14 protein-coding genes are annotated in these 16,936 nt (G+C 66.5%); all 14 read right to left on the reverse strand.

From position 1 onward, the window contains the following. Positions 1-78 precede the first annotated feature (78 nt). Positions 79-2,388 carry an ATP-dependent DNA helicase gene (locus tag ACTPOI_RS12255; protein WP_440109158.1) on the reverse strand — a complete coding sequence of 770 codons (2,310 nt, stop codon included), beginning with the start codon at positions 2,386-2,388 and terminating at the stop codon, positions 79-81. Next, positions 2,385-3,290, reverse strand: coding sequence for a hypothetical protein (locus tag ACTPOI_RS12260; RefSeq protein WP_440109160.1), 906 nt, complete (start codon positions 3,288-3,290; stop codon positions 2,385-2,387). Before ACTPOI_RS12260 ends, ACTPOI_RS12255 begins: the two co-directional genes overlap by 4 nt. Before the next feature lie 327 nt (positions 3,291-3,617). Beyond that, positions 3,618-3,827 (reverse strand): hypothetical protein, encoded by a 210-nt coding sequence (locus ACTPOI_RS12265; RefSeq protein WP_440109162.1) that lies wholly within the window; start codon positions 3,825-3,827, stop codon positions 3,618-3,620. Positions 3,828-3,858: 31 nt separating this feature from the next. Continuing rightward, on the reverse strand, positions 3,859-4,272 hold the full coding sequence (locus ACTPOI_RS12270) for a hypothetical protein (protein WP_440109164.1): 414 nt from the start codon (positions 4,270-4,272) through the stop codon (positions 3,859-3,861). A gap of 318 nt (positions 4,273-4,590) precedes the next feature. Continuing rightward, complete coding sequence (gene dgoD, locus ACTPOI_RS12275) at positions 4,591-5,739, reverse strand: galactonate dehydratase (protein WP_440109166.1); 1,149 nt, start codon at positions 5,737-5,739, stop codon at positions 4,591-4,593. After that, positions 5,736-6,440, reverse strand: coding sequence for a 2-dehydro-3-deoxy-6-phosphogalactonate aldolase (locus ACTPOI_RS12280; RefSeq protein WP_440109168.1), 705 nt, complete (start codon positions 6,438-6,440; stop codon positions 5,736-5,738). Before ACTPOI_RS12280 ends, dgoD begins: the two co-directional genes overlap by 4 nt. Beyond that, a complete protein-coding gene (locus tag ACTPOI_RS12285) occupies positions 6,437-7,489 on the reverse strand; it encodes a 2-dehydro-3-deoxygalactonokinase (protein WP_440109170.1) in 1,053 nt (350 codons plus the stop codon). Before ACTPOI_RS12285 ends, ACTPOI_RS12280 begins: the two co-directional genes overlap by 4 nt. Positions 7,490-7,495: 6 nt before the next feature. Then, positions 7,496-8,434: a dihydrodipicolinate synthase family protein gene (locus ACTPOI_RS12290; protein ID WP_440109172.1), complete on the reverse strand. Its 939-nt coding sequence runs from the start codon at positions 8,432-8,434 to the stop codon at positions 7,496-7,498. A 220-nt stretch (positions 8,435-8,654) separates the two neighbouring features. Continuing rightward, entirely contained in the window at positions 8,655-10,388 is a 1,734-nt protein-coding gene (locus ACTPOI_RS12295) for an IlvD/Edd family dehydratase (protein ID WP_440109174.1), read from the reverse strand. Between the two features lie 34 nt (positions 10,389-10,422). Further along, positions 10,423-11,460 (reverse strand): galactofuranose ABC transporter, permease protein YjfF, encoded by a 1,038-nt coding sequence (gene yjfF / locus ACTPOI_RS12300; protein ID WP_440109176.1) that lies wholly within the window; start codon positions 11,458-11,460, stop codon positions 10,423-10,425. Beyond that, the gene (locus tag ACTPOI_RS12305; protein WP_440109178.1) at positions 11,457-12,509 is read right to left on the reverse strand and encodes an ABC transporter permease; all 1,053 of its coding nucleotides are present in this window, start codon (positions 12,507-12,509) and stop codon (positions 11,457-11,459) included. The genes yjfF and ACTPOI_RS12305 overlap by 4 nt, the downstream gene beginning before the upstream one ends. Further along, positions 12,502-14,046 (reverse strand): sugar ABC transporter ATP-binding protein, encoded by a 1,545-nt coding sequence (locus ACTPOI_RS12310; protein ID WP_440109180.1) that lies wholly within the window; start codon positions 14,044-14,046, stop codon positions 12,502-12,504. The genes ACTPOI_RS12305 and ACTPOI_RS12310 overlap by 8 nt, the downstream gene beginning before the upstream one ends. Then, positions 14,043-15,272, reverse strand: a complete 1,230-nt coding sequence (mmsB, locus tag ACTPOI_RS12315) for a multiple monosaccharide ABC transporter permease (protein WP_440109182.1) — start codon at positions 15,270-15,272, stop codon at positions 14,043-14,045. Before mmsB ends, ACTPOI_RS12310 begins: the two co-directional genes overlap by 4 nt. Before the next feature lie 13 nt (positions 15,273-15,285). Further along, the gene (mmsA, locus tag ACTPOI_RS12320; RefSeq protein WP_440109184.1) at positions 15,286-16,866 is read right to left on the reverse strand and encodes a multiple monosaccharide ABC transporter ATP-binding protein; all 1,581 of its coding nucleotides are present in this window, start codon (positions 16,864-16,866) and stop codon (positions 15,286-15,288) included. Positions 16,867-16,936 lie beyond the last annotated feature (70 nt).

The raw sequence follows: 16,936 nt of genomic DNA on the forward strand, positions 1-16,936 counted from the left end.
GCGCCGGCCGGCTTGACCGAAGTCAATGTGACGCCATGGGGCCATGCGCTGTGGCACCCCATGGGCGCGTGATGGGTGTCATCCCGCTGGGCCTGCCCACCACGCAGGCAGCAGGCTGCGCACCTGCGGCTGTGCAAAGCGTTCGTCCATGAGGTGCACTACGCCTTCGTCGCTGGGCGTGCGGATCACGCGGCCCGCGGCCTGCACCACCTTTTGCAGCCCGGGGTACAGGTAGGTGTAGTCATACCCCGCGCCAAACAGCGCCTGCATGCGCTCGCGGATCTGCTCGTTGACGGGGTTGATCTGCGGCAGGCCCAGCGTGGCCACAAAGGCTCCAACAAGCCGCTGGCCGGGCAGGTCGATGCCCTCGGCAAACGCGCCGCCCAGCACGGCAAACGCAATGCCCTGGCTGGTGTCGGTGAACCGCGCCAGAAACTCGCGCTGCTCGCCCTCTGCCATGCGGCGCGATTGGCTCCAGTGCGGCACATCGGGGTGTTGCCGGGCAAACAGCGCCGCGGCCTGCTGCAAATAGTCATAACTGCTGAAAAACGCCAGGTAGTTGCCCGGCCGCTCGCGAAACTGCTGCGCCATCAGCGCGGCGATGGGTGCGAGCGAGGCAGTACGGTGCGCATAGCGCGTGGAGATGTGGCGTGCCACCTGCACCTGCAACTGGCGCGCGGCAAAGGGAGATTCCACATCCACCCACGCGTGGTCGGCGGGCAGGCCCAGCAGGTCCGCGTAGTAGCGCGCGGGCTGCAGCGTGGCCGAAAACAGCGTGCTGGTGTGCGCAGCCGCCAGCCGGGGCTGCAGGAAGGGTGCGGGCACCAAGTTGCGGATGCAGACCACCGAGTCGCCGGGCTTCGGCAGGCGCGCCCCGGGGCCTGCCGCAGGCCGGGTGATGTCCACCATCGAATGCGCGTCCAGCAGGTCGGCCATGCGCTGCAGGTGCAGAGCGTCGAAGTAGAAGGCCTGCAGGGCAGCGTCGGGCTCGGTGGGGTGGTCGGTGAAGTGTTCGGTGAGTGTGGTGGTGCACTGCTGCAGCGCGGCCAGCAGCTTGTCGGGCATAGCGTCCAGCACGGTGTACGCGGCGGTCTGGGCCTTGTCCAGCGCCACCCAGGCGCGGCGCACCTTGTCCAGCGCCTTCTTCACCGGGGCGTGGCGTGCTGCGGCGGGGCTGCTGCGGGCCTGGGCCAGGGCGGCCGGGTGCAGCTCGGCGGTGAACATCTTGCGCCCACGCTCGACGAGGTTGTGGGCCTCGTCCACCAGCACCGCCGTGCGCCACTGGTTGGCCTGGGCCAGGCCGTGCAGCAGGCCGCCCAGGTCAAAGTAGTAGTTGTAGTCGCCCACCACCACGTCGGCCCAGCGGGCGAGTTCCTGGCTCAGGTAGTAGGGGCAGACGTCGTGCTGCAGGGCCACGTCGCGCACGCGGGTTTGCAGCAGCGCGGGGGCGGGGCTGCCGTCATCGGCGTTCGCCACGGCCGCGGCGCGGGCGGCGGGCAGGCGGTCGTAAAAGCCGCGGGCCAGTGGGCAGGATTCGCCGTGGCAAGCGTTGGCCGGGAACTCGCACGCCTTGTCGCGCGCCACCAGTTCCAGCACGCGCAGGGGCAGTGCCGGTGCGCTGTGGGCCATGCGCGCCAGGGCATCCAGCGCTGTCTGCCGCCCCGATGTCTTGGCCGCCAGGAAGAACACCTTGTCGATGCGCTGTGCCGGCGCGGCCTTGAGCAGCGGAAACAGGGTGCCCATGGTCTTGCCGATGCCGGTGGGGGCCTGGGCCAGCAGGCATCGGCCCGCCACGGCCGCCTTGTAGACGGCCTCGGCCAGCGGGCGCTGGCCGGTGCGAAAGCCGCCAAACGGGAATGCGAGTGCGCCCAGCGCCGCATCGCGCGCCGTGCGGTGGGCCGTCTCTCGCCCGGCCCACGCAATGAAGCGCTGGCACTGGGCCTCGAAATGCTGGCGCAGGTCGGCGGCGCTGCAGCGCTCGGTGAACACCGTCTCCTGCTGCGTGCCCACGTCCAGGTACACCAGCGCCACGTCGATGTGCGCCAGCCCCTCTTGTTCGCACAGCAGCCAGCCGTACACCTTTGCCTGCGCCCAGTGCAGGTGGCGGTGCGATGCGGGCTGGCGGTCCAGGCTGCCCTTGAAGGTCTTGACCTCGTCGACGCGTTGCTGTGCGGGGTCGTAGCCATCGGCCCGGCCGCGCACGCGCAGGGTCTGGTAACTGCCGCTCAGCGTCACTTCGGCCCGGTAGCCGGTGCCCCGGCGCGCTGCGGCCACGGCATGGCCTGCGATGCCTTCGAGCGCGGTGGGCGCGGGCGTGAAGCGCAGGTCCAGGTCGCCCTGCTTGGCGGTGAATTCGCACAGCTCGCGCACCGCCACGGTGTAGGTCATGGTGCGTCGGGGGCGGACGTTGCCGGGGTGGCTACTGGTGCTTCGTCCGGCCCGGGGGCGGCGCCCTCGATACCGCCCAGGTGGGCCTGGGCGGGTTCGTCCTCGCTGCGCAGCGGGGTGGCCTTGCACAGTGCCATCCACACCGCAAAGGGCAGCGTGCAGCTGCTGTGCCTTGCAGGGCGCAGCAGCTCGAAGCGGCCGTTGTCCACGCTGCCGTGCAGCACCCAGATGCCAAAGTGTTCGGGGATCTCTTCGGGCTCGGCAATGCCCGCGGGGAACACGTAGTAGCACTCCTCGCACAGCCACTGGTAGGCCTGGCGCTTGGCGTCGTGCCGCAAGTCCGACAGCAGGTCGGCCCGGCTGGCCTTGACCTCGTGCACCATGGGCTGCAGGTACGCTGGCACCGAGGTGTTGCGCACCGAAAACAGGTCGGGCCGGGCCATGCGCCACACGTTGGCAGCGACGCGGGCAGCGGGGGCCTGTTCATCGTCGGCCCACAGCGGCGCCAGTGCGGCTGGCAAGCCGTCTGCGGCTGTCGGCACGGGTGGGGGCTGGGTGTCGACCACCGCACGCAGCGACAGCTCGGTCCACACGATGCGGCCCGAAGCCAGCAGCTGCGACGCGAACTTCTGGCCCAGCCGGTCGTGCAGGCTCAGGGCGCGCACCCCGCGCTGGCGGGCCTGCGCGAGGGTGCGGATGCCTTGGTCGGTCAGACGCAGGGTTTCGCAACCGTCGGGCGCCCTGTGCAGCTGGATGAGTCCCGCAGCCAACAGATCAACCTCCAGCCCGTCCTTGCACGGCCAACCTGCCGAGCGCCAGATCTGCATCAGGCGGGTGCGGTGGAAGCGGGTGACCGTGATGGAGTGCGGGGAGTCCGAAGCGGGGGAGGGCTGCGCCGTCATGGCGGGGTGGGTGGGCTGGCGAGACACTGATTTTAATCACAGTGCCTGGCCCAGGGTGCTTCGAGACGGGGCGAGGGGCTGGAGCGAAGATTTGGACGAAATCGGCCCGTGGCGCACGTAGGACAACCGCTCGCAGCTATTGAAACAGGAGCGTTGCCGCGACTCGTGACCGCGGCGCATCGAGCGAACGCCTTCGGGGCCTGAACATTCTGCAAGCCGGTGCAACGACCGGCGCAGGCTCATGCTCAGGCCACGGCGCTGGTTTCACAATCAGGCCGGTTGCGAACAGTCGCCAGGGCTGGCGTTGCGCCGCGGACTTGGCTGCACTCAGTCTTCGACGCGTACTCCCAGCCGGCCCAGTTTTTTTGCAAACGAGTCCCGGCGTTTTGCCGCCTTGGCAGCGGTGTCGGACGCGGCCTGGATGGCCTTGGGCCCCTTGTCCGCCGCAGCTTTGATCAATCCGAATTTGTGGGTGGCATCGGCCTGCGCCCGCTTGTAGGTGGCAATGAGTTCAGCATGGGCAATGGATGGATTCACGGGAGCTCCCATATCGGTCAGCGTCGCTACCTCAAAGCTTGACGTGGGTGCGAAGCAGGGCGGTCCTCAATTCGCGACTGGCTGGTTTTGATACGTCCACCTGCTGAACAGCCAGCTCGAACGGCGAGCCGGGCCGGATGCTGGCAGGCAGTATCTTTTTGGCCGGATTCTTGGCGGGGTAGGTGCCCTGAGCCGGACACATGCGAACGGAGAACCCGAATTCTTCGAGGACACCCTTGGCATACAACTCTGCCAATTGTTGAAACGACACGAAGGTGGAACGTTTGCCCTCTTTGAGTCCCGGCTCGCGGATATCGCGCACGACCTCGAATTTGCCCAGCGAATCCCGCTGTGTGTCGGTAAACGGATGCAGCACAAAGGTCTGGCGAACCCCGTTCTTTTTGGACACTACGGTGTGCTCTACGGCGATATCGGTTAGCAGCATATTTATTCTTCGCTTTTAAAGCCGCAGCTCACACGGCCGCATCCGTCGCCATCCCGCCCTGAGTCGGCAGTCTGGGTTTAAAACCAGTCCAACGGGGGCAGTGCCCCTTCAGATGCGAAGCGCGCGACAAGGGCAAAGTCACCCCAAGGGCGCGGACTTTAACTGAACAGCAAAAAACGGCAGATCCCTATCGCGCCGTGACAGACTGCTTCGGTCGAAACCTCCCTGCCAATGACGTGCGAGTCAAAGCCCGGAGCCCGACTGAAAACAGCGCATACATCGGCGCGCCACCGGTCCCGCTGACCACGCCTGCCCTGCTCACCACTCTGCAAAGCTCCCATCCCGGTGCCGCCACACCGGGTTGCGCCAACGGTGCCCCTGCTGCGCACGTTCGCGCACATAGTTCTCGTTCACCTCAATACCCAGGCCCGGTCCGCCGGGAATGGCGACCATGCCGTCCTGGTAGGCAAAGACCTCGGGGTTGGTCACATAGTCCATCAGGTCGTTGGCCTGGTTGTAGTGAATGCCCAGGCTCTGCTCCTGGATGAATGCGTTGTAGCAGACGGCATCGAGCTGCAGATTGGCTGCCAGAGCGATGGGTCCCAGGGGGCAGTGCAAGGCCAGCGCCACGTCGAAGGCCTCGGCCATGGCGGCGATCTTGCGGGTCTCGGTGATGCCGCCGGCGTGCGAGGGGTCGGGCTGGATGATGTCCACATAGCCTTCGGACAGCACCTTCTTGAAATCCCAGCGCGAGTACAGCCGCTCTCCGAGCGCGATGGGGGTGGAGGTGGCGTGTGCGATCTCGCGCAGGGCCTCGCTGTGCTCGCTGAGCACGGGCTCCTCGATGAACATCAGCTTGTAGGGGTCGAGCTCGCGGGCCAGCACCTTGGCCATGGGGCGGTGCACGCGGCCATGGAAATCCACGCCAATCCCTACGTTGGGCCCGACGGCTTCGCGCACGGCAGCCACGTTCTGCAGGCAGCGGTCGACCTTGTCGAAGCTGTCCACGTACTGCATTTCCTCGGTGCCGTTCATCTTGACGGCGGTAAAGCCGCGGGCCACTGCTGCGGCCGCGGCAGCGGCCGTGTCTGCGGGCCGGTCGCCGCCAATCCAGCTGTAGACGCGGATGTGGCTGCGCACGTTGCCGCCCAGCAGTTCGGCCACCGGCACGCCCAGGGCTTTGCCCTTGATGTCCCACAGCGCCTGGTCGATACCTGCCAGCGCGCTCATGTGCACGCCGCCGCCGCGGTAGAAGCCGCCACGGTACAGCACGGTCCAGTGGTCCTCGATGTGGCGCGGGTCCTTGCCGATGAGGTAGTCGGCCAGCTCTTCCACTGCAGCGGCCACGGTGTGCGCGCGGCCCTCCAGCACGGGCTCGCCCCAGCCGCAGATGCCAGCGTCGGTCTCGATCTTGAGGAAACACCAGCGCGGTGGCACCAGAAACGTGGTCAGTCGTGTGATCTTCATGGCGCGGCAACGGGAGGGTGCAGGGTAGGGTATGCGGAACACGCCGGCGGGGTGCCGCCCGCGCCATACGACTCGCGCCACGCCTGCATGAACGCGACCGCCTGCTGCGCAACGTCGCGGGCGGAATCACCGGGCCGGTACAGGGCGGAGCCCAGCCCGAAGCCGCTGGCGCCCGCCATCGCATAGGTGGGGATGCTGGCGGGCACGATGCCGCCCACCGGAATCAGTGCCATGGGCGGCGTCAGCACGGCGCGCCAGGCTTTGAGTACATGGGGCGGCAGGGCCTCGGCCGGAAAGAGCTTGAGCACGTTGGCGCCTGCGGCCAGCGCGGCGTAGGCCTCGGTCAGGGTGGCCACGCCAGGGGCGCAGGCCATGCCAGCGGCACGCGCCGCGCGGATGACTTCTGCATCGCTGTGCGGCATCACCACGATCTGTCCGCCTGCGGCGGCCACATCGGCCACGGCCTGCACTGACAGCACGGTGCCCGCGCCCACCAGGCAGTCATCCGGCACCGCGCGGCGCAGCGCGGCAATGCTTTCCAGTGGATCTGGCGAGTTGAGCGGCACCTCGATGATGCGAAGCCCGGCGTCGTACAGCGTCTGGCCGATGCCTGCCACCTCGTGCGGGCGCACGCCACGCAGGATGGCGATCAGTCCGCAGTGCCCGAGGGTGTTGAACAAGGCCTTGTCGATGCGTTTCATGCGGTGGCGCTCCAGGACGATCCAAGGGGTTCATCGGCCTGCCGGCCCGGGCTGGCCAGCAACCCGGCAGCCACGGCCACGCGCCACAGACCGGTGACGGCCGGCTGGGCGGCGATGGAGGGCGTGCCCAGGCCAAAGAAGTCGAGTGCCATGGCATAGCGACGGCACAACCCGGGGGTACCGCACAGGACCAGACTGCAGGCCGAGGAGAAAGCTTCGTGTTCGGCACGCGCCAGACCCACCATTTCGTGGCCGATCAGCAGGCCCGAGAGGTAATCTGCCTGGGCGCCAGCGGCCAGTGCGTTGGTCAGGCCCAGCGTACGCACGGTGAAGATCTGCGACAGCAGACCTGGGCCGGCGTCACCCTGCCGGGCGACTTCCAGTCCGCGCAGGAAGGCCGCGTCGTCCGGTTCTGCAGCGGCGGCCATGGTCCTGCCCAGGATGGTGTGCTCGCGAAGCGCGGCAAACACCTCACCCGTCATGAAGGTGTGAAACCTTGCAATGCCGTGCCGGTGTGCCACCACCCATTTGCTGTGGGTGCCTGGCAAGCCGACGAGGGCCTGCGCATTGCCGGTCCATTCCAGGCCCGCCAACGCGCCCAGCACCTGGGTCTCCTCGCCGCGCATCACGTTGGGCAGCGCCCCGCACTGCAGCAGGCCGGGCACGATGTGCAGGGCTGGCCCGCGGGGCCGGTCCACCCGGGTGAGTCCTTGTGCCAGCGCGCCGGGCGATGCCGGTGTGTCCAGGTAGCGCGCCTCGCGCCAGCCCTGGGCGCTGCCCACCATGCCGCAGGCCAGCAGGGCGGGCGGCGGGTCGGCAGCCAGCCAGTCGCCACAAATACCCTCCAGCGCGCGCTCGAAAGCGGCGGCACTGTCGGGCTGTGCTCCGTCGCCATGCCCTGAAGGCAGGTTCATGATGCCCCAGGGACGCTCGCGTTCGTCCAGCACGCAGCCCGCGGCATCAAGATGGCTTGCGCGCAGGGACGACGTGCCCCAGTCCAGCGCCACCAGGCGGGATGCGGGCGGAGCAGTGGTGTCAGGTGGCCGCATCCCGCATTACCGCGACCAGCGCAGCACCAGCGGGTCGAGCCGGCGCGCGATGGCCAGCAGGCCCGCGCGCACCTCGGGGAGCATGGGTGGGAAAGGGTGGCGCCCGGCTTCGCAGGCGATCACACCGCCAGCCTTCATCAGCGCCTTGGCCGTGAGGATGCCGCCCTGCCGGTTCTCGTGGTTGATCAGGGGCAGCCAGCGCTGGTACAGGGCAAACGCCTGGTCCATGTCGCCGTTGCGGTGGGCCTCCAGGATGGGGCGGATCCCGTCAGGGAACGCGCCGCCCGTCATGGCGCCTGTGGCGCCCGCGTCCAGGTCCGCCAGCAGCGTGATGGCCTCCTCGCCATCCCAAGGCCCTTCGATGGCGTCGCCGCCCAGGCGGATCAGTTCACGCAGCTTGCTGGCAGCGCCAGGCACTTCGATCTTGAAGTAGGCAAGGTTCTCGATCTCGCGCGCCATGCGCGCCAGGAAAGGCGCAGACAGCACTGTGCCGCTGGCGGGTGCATCCTGCACCATGATCGGAATGCGGATCGCATCCGAAACGCGGGCGTAGAACTCGTAGATCTGCGCTTCGGGCACGCGAAAAGTCGCGCCGTGGTAGGGCGGCATCACCATCACCATGGCGGCGCCCATATCTTGCGCGGCGCGGCTGCGCTCTGCGCACACGCTGGTCCCGTAGTGGGTGGTGGTGACGATCACGGGCACGCGGCCTGCCACATGCTCCAGCGAGGTGCGGGTGAGGACTTCGCGTTCGGCATCCGACAGCGAGAACTGCTCGGAAAAGTTCGCCAGGATGCACAGGCCATCCACGCCGGCGTCGATCATGAAGTCGAGGCAGCGCTTCTGGCTTTCGAGGTCAAGGGTGCCGTCTTCATGGAAGGTCGTGGGCACCACGGGGAAGATGCCGCGGTAGCGTGGGTTCTGGAGGGAATGGGTGGCTGGCATGGCGGGTGCAGGAAAAATTGAATGAAATGGGGTTCTAGCGCTTGTCGGATAACCGCTAGAAGCTATCAAATTTGTAGCGACATGAGCGATGGACGCTGGCCATGCGCGTGCAGCCGCGCCAGGGCCACCCCGCCGTGCTGGCTGCCTCCCCTCCCCACGACGCGCAGCGTTGCGAGAACGGGGGAAGGCGCAAGGCGACTCAGGGGGTGTTGCATGTCCTTCAATGCGAGTGCCGTGGCACGGCGGCGCCGCGGCAGCCCACCAGGAAGTCGAAATCGCAGCCCTCGTCGGCCTGGAGCACATGGTCCACGTACAGCCGCTGGTAGCCGCCCCGGCCTCCACGGTCCGTGCCCGCCAGCGCAGCCAGGCGCTCCGCCAGTTCGGCATCGCTGATGTCCAGGTGCAGGCGGCCGGCGTCGCAGTCCAGTTCGATGAAGTCGCCATCGCGCACGGCGGCCAGCGGACCACCTGCAGCCGCCTCGGGCGCCACGTGCAGCACCACGGTGCCGTACGCCGTGCCGCTCATGCGGGCGTCCGAGATGCGGACCATGTCCTTGACGCCTTGGCGCAGCAGCTTGGGCGGCAGGCCCATGTTGCCCACCTCGGCCATGCCGGGGTAGCCCTTGGGGCCACAGTTCTTCAAAACCATCACGCAGCTGCCATCGATGTCGAGCGACTCGTCCATGATGCGTTCCTTGTAGTGCTCCAGATTCTCGAACACCACGGCGCGGCCCCGGTGCTTGAGGAGTTCGGGCGAGGCCGCCGAAGGCTTGAGCACGGCGCCCCGCGGTGCCAGGTTGCCGCGCAGCACGCAGATGCCGCCATCGGCGATCAGCGGCCGGTCGATGGGCCGGATCACCTCGTCGTCGTACTGCGGGGCTTCGCGCACGTTGTCCCACAGGCTCTTGCCGTTGACGGTAAGTGCGCCGGGGTGCGGCAGCAGGTGGTTTTCGCCCATGCGGCGCAGCACGGCCGGCAGGCCGCCCGCGTAGTAGAACTCTTCCATCAGGAATCGGCCCGAGGGCTGCAGGTCCACCAGCGTGGGCGTGCCCTTGCCGATGCGGGTCCAGTCCTCCATGTCCAGCTGCACCCCGATGCGTCCGGCAATCGCTCTCAGATGGATCACTGCGTTGGTCGAGCCACCAATGGCTGCGTTGGTACGGATGGCATTCTCGAACGCCTCGCGCGTGAGGATCTTCGACAGGCGCAGGTCTTCGTGCGCCATCTCCACAATGCGCCGGCCCGACATCTGCGCCAGCACGTAGCGGCGAGAATCCACGGCGGGAATCGCGGCGTTGTGGGGCAGCGAGGTCCCCAGGGCCTCGGCCATACAGGCCATGGTGCTGGCCGTGCCCATCGTGTTGCAGGTGCCGGCAGAACGGGACATGCCCGATTCGGCCGCGAAGAACTGGTGCTCGTTGATCTCGCCGGCCTTGAGCGATTCATGCAGCTGCCACACGGCCGTGCCGGAGCCGATGTTCTTGCCCTCCAGCTTGCCGTTGAGCATGGGTCCTCCCGTGACAACGATGGCGGGCACGTCGCAGCTGGCAGCACCCATCAGCAGGGCTGGCGTGGTCTTGTCGCAACCGACCAGCAGCACGACCGCATCGATCGGATTCCCGCGGATCGCTTCCTCGACGTCCATGCTGGCCAGGTTGCGCGTAAGCATGGCTGTGGGGCGCAGGTTGGACTCGCCATTGGAGAACACCGGAAACTCCACCGGGAAGCCGCCAGCCTCGTAGATGCCGCGCTTGACGTATTCCGCGATCTTGCGGAAGTGCGCGTTGCACGGGGTCAGTTCCGACCAGGTGTTGCAGATACCGATCACGGGGCGGCCGTCAAAGGCGTCGTCGGGTATGCCCTGGTTCTTCATCCAGCTTCGGTACATGAAGCCGTTCTTGTCTGCAGTGCCAAACCATTCGGTCGAGCGGAGTTTGCGCGGAGAGGTGGTCATCGGTGTGATGCGTTATGTGTGAAAAAGGGATGTGTCAGTGGCGCGCCTGCCGGCCGTGCACCAGAACGCGCTGGAGCAGGCAGAAGACAAGCAGGAGCAGGCCGACCACGATGCGCGTCCACCACGAGCTCAGCGAGCCGTCGAACGAGATCAGCGTCTGGATGATTCCGAGCATCAGCACGCCAAACAGCGTGCCGGCGAGGTAGCCCACGCCGCCGCTGAGCAGCGTGCCGCCGATGACCACCGCGGCAATGGCGTCCAGCTCCATTCCGGTGGCGTGCAGGCCGTAGCCAGAGAGCATGTAGAACGTGAAGACCACGCCGGCCAGTGCCGAGCACAGGCCGGATAGCGTGTAGACGCCCACCAGCGTGCTGCGCACAGGCAGCCCCATGAGCACTGCAGAATGCTCGCTGCCTCCGATGGCATATACCGCACGGCCGAACGGCGTGCAGTGCGCGACAAACATCGCTGCCAACAGCACCGCGATGGCCACCATCGCCCCCACCGACAGGGAGGCGCCGTCCCACAGCTCCAGGCGCCACTGCGCGAGGTCGGAATACGCTTCATTCGTGATGCTGATCGAGTCGATGCTGATGAGGTAGCACAGGCCGCGTGCCAGGAACATGCCGGCCAGCGTGACGATGAACGGCTGCAGGCGAAAGCGCTCGATCAGGAAGCCCATGGATGCGCCCAGCGCCATGCCCATCACCAACACGACCGGAACCGCGGCGGCGGGGCTCCAGCCGTGGTGCTCCACCAGGCTGGCCAGCACCATGGTGCTCAGCGCGACGACTGAACCCACCGAGAGGTCGATGCCGCCTGACAGGATCACAAAGGTCATCCCTACCGCAACGATGATGAGGAACGCGTTGTCGATCAGCAGGTTCAGGAACACCTGCGCCGAGAAGAACCCGGTGTAGAACACCGAGCCAAAGGTGGCCATCGCAACGAACAGCGATATCGTGACCGCCAGGGGCAGGTACTTCGGGTTCAGGCGCAGGCGGTCCGGACGCGTGGCGGGCAGCGGTCGTGCGGCCGTAGCGTGCGCGACAGGTTGGGGCAGGGCGCTCATGACGGTGCTCCTGGCAGGCCCGGCCTGCTGGCAATGGCAAGCACCTGAGATCGGAATTCGGCGGACTGCAGCAGCATCACCACAAACACCACCACCGCCTTGACCACGAGGTTGATCTCTGGCGGAACACCCAGCGAGTAGATGGCGTATGTCAGCGACTGGATGATGAGTGCGCCCAGCACGCTGCCCACCAGGCTGAATCGGCCACCGGTCAGCAGCGTGCCGCCCAGCGTCACGGCCAGGATGGCATCGAGCTCCAGCAGCTGGCCGGCATTGTTGCCGTCCGCGCTTTTTACATTGGACGAGATCAGCAAGCCGGCCAGCCCGGCACACACGCTGCAGAACACATAGGCGGCCAGCGTCAGCCGGCTGGCCTGTACGCCGGCCAGCCGGGCGGCCGAGGGGTTGATGCCGATGGCCTGTAGGAACAGGCCCAGGGCCGTGCGCGTGACCGCGAGGTACAGCAACAGGAACACCGTGCCCACTACAAACAGCGGAAACGGAAGCCCGAGGAAGTGCCCGCCGCCCAAGAAGAAGTAGGGTGTGTAGTAGATGGTGATGATCTGCCCGTCGGTGATGAGCTGGGCCACGCCACGGCCCGCGACCATCAGGATCAGGGTGGCGATGATGGGCTGCATGCCCATCCTGGCCACCAGCACGCCATTCCACAGGCCGCATAGCAGTGCGACGCCGATGGCGCCTGCAAAGGCCATGGGCAGCGGGAAACGGCTTTCGGTGCCCGAGACAGCGCCGCCGATCATCCAGCCGGCGACCGCGGCCGAGATGGCCACCACGGCGCCGACGGAAATGTCGATGCCCCGCGTGGCAATCACCATGGTCATGCCCAGTGACACCAGCACCAGCGGTGCTGCGCGGTTGAGGATGTCGATCAGACTTCCGTAGAAATGGCCATCGCGCCACTCGATGCGAAGAAAGTTCTCGTTGAAGGCCGTATTGACCGCCAGCAGGAGCAGCAACGTGATGACCGGCCAGGCCAGCCGGTGGCGCAGAAGACCTGCGAGTGGATTCGGAATCTTGCTATCAGGCATGTTCGGCAATCAGTTCGTACACGGCGTCTTCGGTGCTGCCTGCGGGCAGCTCGCCCACTTTCTGGCGGTCGCGCAGCACCACGATGCGGTGCGCAACGCGCACCACTTCGCTGATTTCGGAAGAGATGAACAGCACCGCCATGCCGGCCTTGGCCAGCCGGAGGATCTGTTCCATGATTTCCTGCTTGGCGGCAACGTCGATGCCGCGGGTGGGTTCGTCGAGGATCAGCAGGCGGGGCTCCACGGCCAGCCAGCGGGCCAGGATGGCCTTTTGCTGGTTGCCCCCCGACAGCAGGCCGATGGGGGTGTCGATGCTCGCGGTCTTGATACCCAGCATCTGCACGTAGCGCTCGGCCAGCGAGGCCTGTTCGGCCCGCGAAAGGAACTTGCCCACGCCCATGCGTGCCTGAAGTGCCAGGGCGATGTTCTCGCGCACTGACAGTTCGGCCACGATGCCGTCGGTTTTGCGCTCTTCAGGGCACAGCGCCAGGCCGTGGCGGATGGCGTCCATAGGGCTTGAAAAATTCACGGCCCTGCCGTCGATGTGTAGCATGCCACGGTCCGGCCGCTCCAGGCCGAACAGCAGCCGCGCCACCTCGGTGCGGCCCGCCCCCAGCAGGCCTGCCAGGCCCACGACTTCACCGGCGCGGATCTGGAAGTCCAGCGGCTGCAGCTGTCCGGTCTGGCCCAGTCCCCGGGTCTGCAGCAATGCGGGCCGGTGCGTTTCGGAGGCCACGGCGGCAGTCTGCGCGCCGGTGGCAGCCGCCAGCTCGCGGCCCAGCATGGCGGCGATGAGGGCGGGCGCGGGCAGGTCGGCGGCTGGCCATTCGCCTACCCAGTTGCCATTGCGCAGCACGGTGATGCGGTCACACACCGCGTACACCTGGTTCAGAAAGTGCGTGACGAAGACGATGGCCATGCCTTCGCTGCGCAGGCGGCGTATTACCTCGAACAGCTTTTGCACCTCGTCCTCGTCCAGGCTGGACGTCGGCTCGTCGAGGATGAGCACGCGCGATTCGATGCTGAGCGCGCGTGCAATCGCCACCAGCTGTTGCACGGCCACGGGGTAGTCGCTCAGCAACCGTGTGACGTTGATGTCCAGGCCGATGCGCTGCAGCAGTTCACGCGCACGCTGCTGCATCAGCGGCCAGTCGATGCGGCGCCCCTGGGCCCAGCCGTGGCGCGGGTAGCGCCCGGCAAAGATGTTTTCGGCCACCGTGAGGTTGTGGCAGAGGTTGACTTCCTGATACACGGTACTGATGCCCAGCTCCTGCGCGTCGCGGGAAGAGGTGGGCCATACGGCGCGCCCGCCGATGTGCATCTGCCCGGCATTGGGGGGCACCACACCGGTCAGCACCTTGATGAGTGTGGACTTGCCCGCGCCGTTCTGGCCCATCAGGGCATGGATCTCGCCCGGAAAAAGTCGCAGTTGGACATCGCGCAGTACCTGGACGCCGGAAAACTGCTTGTCCACGCCTGAAAGCGTGAGCACAGGCGCCGATGGCGGCGCATGCATGGACTGGCTCATGGAGGTCATGCCTTGTTCTTGTTGTAGACATCCACCAGCACGGCGGCCAGCAGCACCACGCCTTTGATCACCTGCTGGTAATCGATGCCGATGCCCAGGATGGACATGCCGTTGTTCATCACGCCCATCACAAAAGCGCCGATCACCGCACCCATCACCTTCCCGACACCGCCCGACGCCGATGCGCCGCCAATGAAACATGCAGCGATCACGTCCAGCTCGAAGCCGAGGCCGGCCTTGGGTGTGGCGGTGTTCAGGCGCGCCGCAAACACAAGGCCCGCCAAGGCCGCGAGCACGCCCATGTTGATGAATGCGTACATCGTCAGGCGCTCGGTCTTGATGCCCGAGAGCTTGGCCGCCTTCTCGTTACCGCCCATGGCATAGATGCGCCTGCCCACCGTGGTGCGACTGGTGACGAAGTCGAACAGCACAATGAGCACGGCCATGACGATGAGCACGTTAGGGAGCCCCTTGTACGACGCCATGAGGTAGGCAAAGCCGATGAACAGGGCTCCGAAGAGCGCCGTGCGCATGGCAAACAGGGCTGCAGGTTCGGCGTGCACGCCGTGGCGCGCGCGGTTGGCACGTGCGCGCAGGCCGGCAAGGGCCAGGGCTGCGGCCACCGCAATGCCCAGCAAAAGCGAGGTCAGGCGAAGGCCTTCGGCATTGAACAGGTCGGGGATGAAGCCGGAACTGAGCATCTGGAACGCTGGCGGAAAGGGTCCCACCGACTGGCCTGCGAGCAGTGCCAGCGCCAGCCCCTTGAACACCAGCATGCCTGCCAGCGTGACGATGAACGATGGAATGCGCGAAAACGCCACAAAGCCGCCCTGGATGGCGCCGATGAGGCCACCGCACAGCAGGCACGCCAGCGAAGCCGGGATTACGGGCCACTGGTACTCCACCATCAGCACCGCCGCCAGGGCGCCGATGAACCCGCACACCGATCCCACGGACAGGTCGATGTGCCCGGCCACGATGACCAGCAGCATGCCTAGCGCCATGATCACGATGTAGCTGTTCTGCAGCACCAGGTTCGTGAGGTTCAGGGGCTGCATCAGCGTCCCGTCTGTCATGTACTGAAAAAAGCCCATGATCGCGACCAGCGTGATCAGCATGCCGTATTCGCGCAGGTTGTGCTTGAGGTGGTCCAGCAGCGGCTTTGCCACCGCTGCTGCGGCCGGCGGCGCGGCGTCCTGCGGCGCAACGGAAAGGGAGGATGTCGTCTGGCTCATGTCGGTCAGTGGTTCAGTGGATGTGCAGCTGCACGGGGTCGCCCGCGGTGGCAGGCGGCGCCAGTGCTGGCTTTTCGTGGCCCGCCATCACGATCGCACGCATGATCTTTTCCTGGGACGCCTCAGCGGTCGGCATCTCTGCCACGAAGCGGCCTTCATTCATCACGTAGATACGATCCGAGATACCCAGCAGCTCGGGCATTTCCGAAGAGATCACGATCACGCACTTGCCCTGTGCGGCCAGCTGGGCGATGAGCGCGTAGATCTCGTACTTGGCACCCACGTCGATGCCGCGAGTGGGCTCGTCCAGGATCAGGACCTGGGGGCTGGTGAACAGCCACTTGGAGAGCACGACCTTCTGCTGGTTGCCCCCGGACAGGTGCAGTGTCTTCTGGTCCACGCCGGCGCAGCGGATTCGCAGCTTGCGGGCAAAGTCCACGGCAACCTGGTGCTCCTGCCCATCGTTGATGACCCCGGCAGTTGCCACGCCGTCCAGGTGGGCGAGCGAGATGTTGAACTGGATGTCTTCGCCCAGCACCAGGCCGTTGCCCTTGCGGTCTTCGGTGACGTAGGCCAGACCTTCCTGCACGGCCTTGCCCACGGTGCTCACATCAATCTTCCTGCCATGGAGCAGCACGTCACCGCGGATGCGGCGGCCCCAGGACCTGCCAAAAATGCTCATGGCCAGCTCGGTACGGCCGGAGCCCATCAGCCCGGCGATGCCGACGATTTCGCCGCGCCGCACCGTCAGGTCGATATCGCGCAGAAACGGTGTGTCGGAGCGCTGGGGGTGATATGCGCACCAGTTGCGCACCTCAAAGACCACGTCGCCAATGTCGGGTGTACGTCGGGGGTAGCGGTCTGCCATTTCGCGTCCCACCATGGCCCGGATCACGCGGTCCTCCTCAATGGGCTGCTGGGCGCATGCCATGGTCTCGACCGTGCTGCCGTCCCGCAGCACCGTGATGGCATCGGCCACGCGCGAGATCTCGTTGAGCTTGTGCGAGATCAGGATGCAGGTGATGCCCTGCGCCTTGAGTTCCAGGAGCAGGTCGAGCAAGGCCTGGCTGTCGGTCTCGTTGAGGCTGGCGGTGGGTTCGTCCAGGATGAGCAGGCGCACCTGCCGCGAGAGCGCCTTGGCAATTTCGACCAGTTGCTGCTGGCCCACGCCGAGCTGGCCGACGGCCGTATCGGCAGGTACGCGCAGACCGACCTTGCGCAGCAGGGCCTGGGACTTGCTGTGCGCGGCCATCCAGTCGATGACGCCGCGGTGGGCGGTCTCGTTGCCCAGGAAAATGTTTTCTGCAATCGACAGGAGCGGCACGAGAGCCAGCTCCTGGTGAATGATGATGACGCCGGAATGCTCGCTGTCGCGGATGCCGCTGAATGCGCGGGCCTGCCCGTCAAGCAGGATGTCTCCGCTGTAGCTGCCATGGGGATACACGCCCGAGAGCACCTTCATCAGCGTGGACTTGCCTGCACCGTTTTCGCCAACGATGGCATGGATCTCGCCGCGCCGCACGCTCAGGTTCACGCGGTCAAGGGCGACCACTCCGGGAAAGGTCTTGCGGATGTTCCGCATCTCGAGAAGCATTTTTTTCGGGGAGATGGTGGCTGGCTGTTCGGGGAGGTGAATGGCCGGGGGTACCCGGCGCCATAGGCCG

The sequence above is a fragment of the Acidovorax sp. BL-A-41-H1 genome (assembly GCF_051942715.1).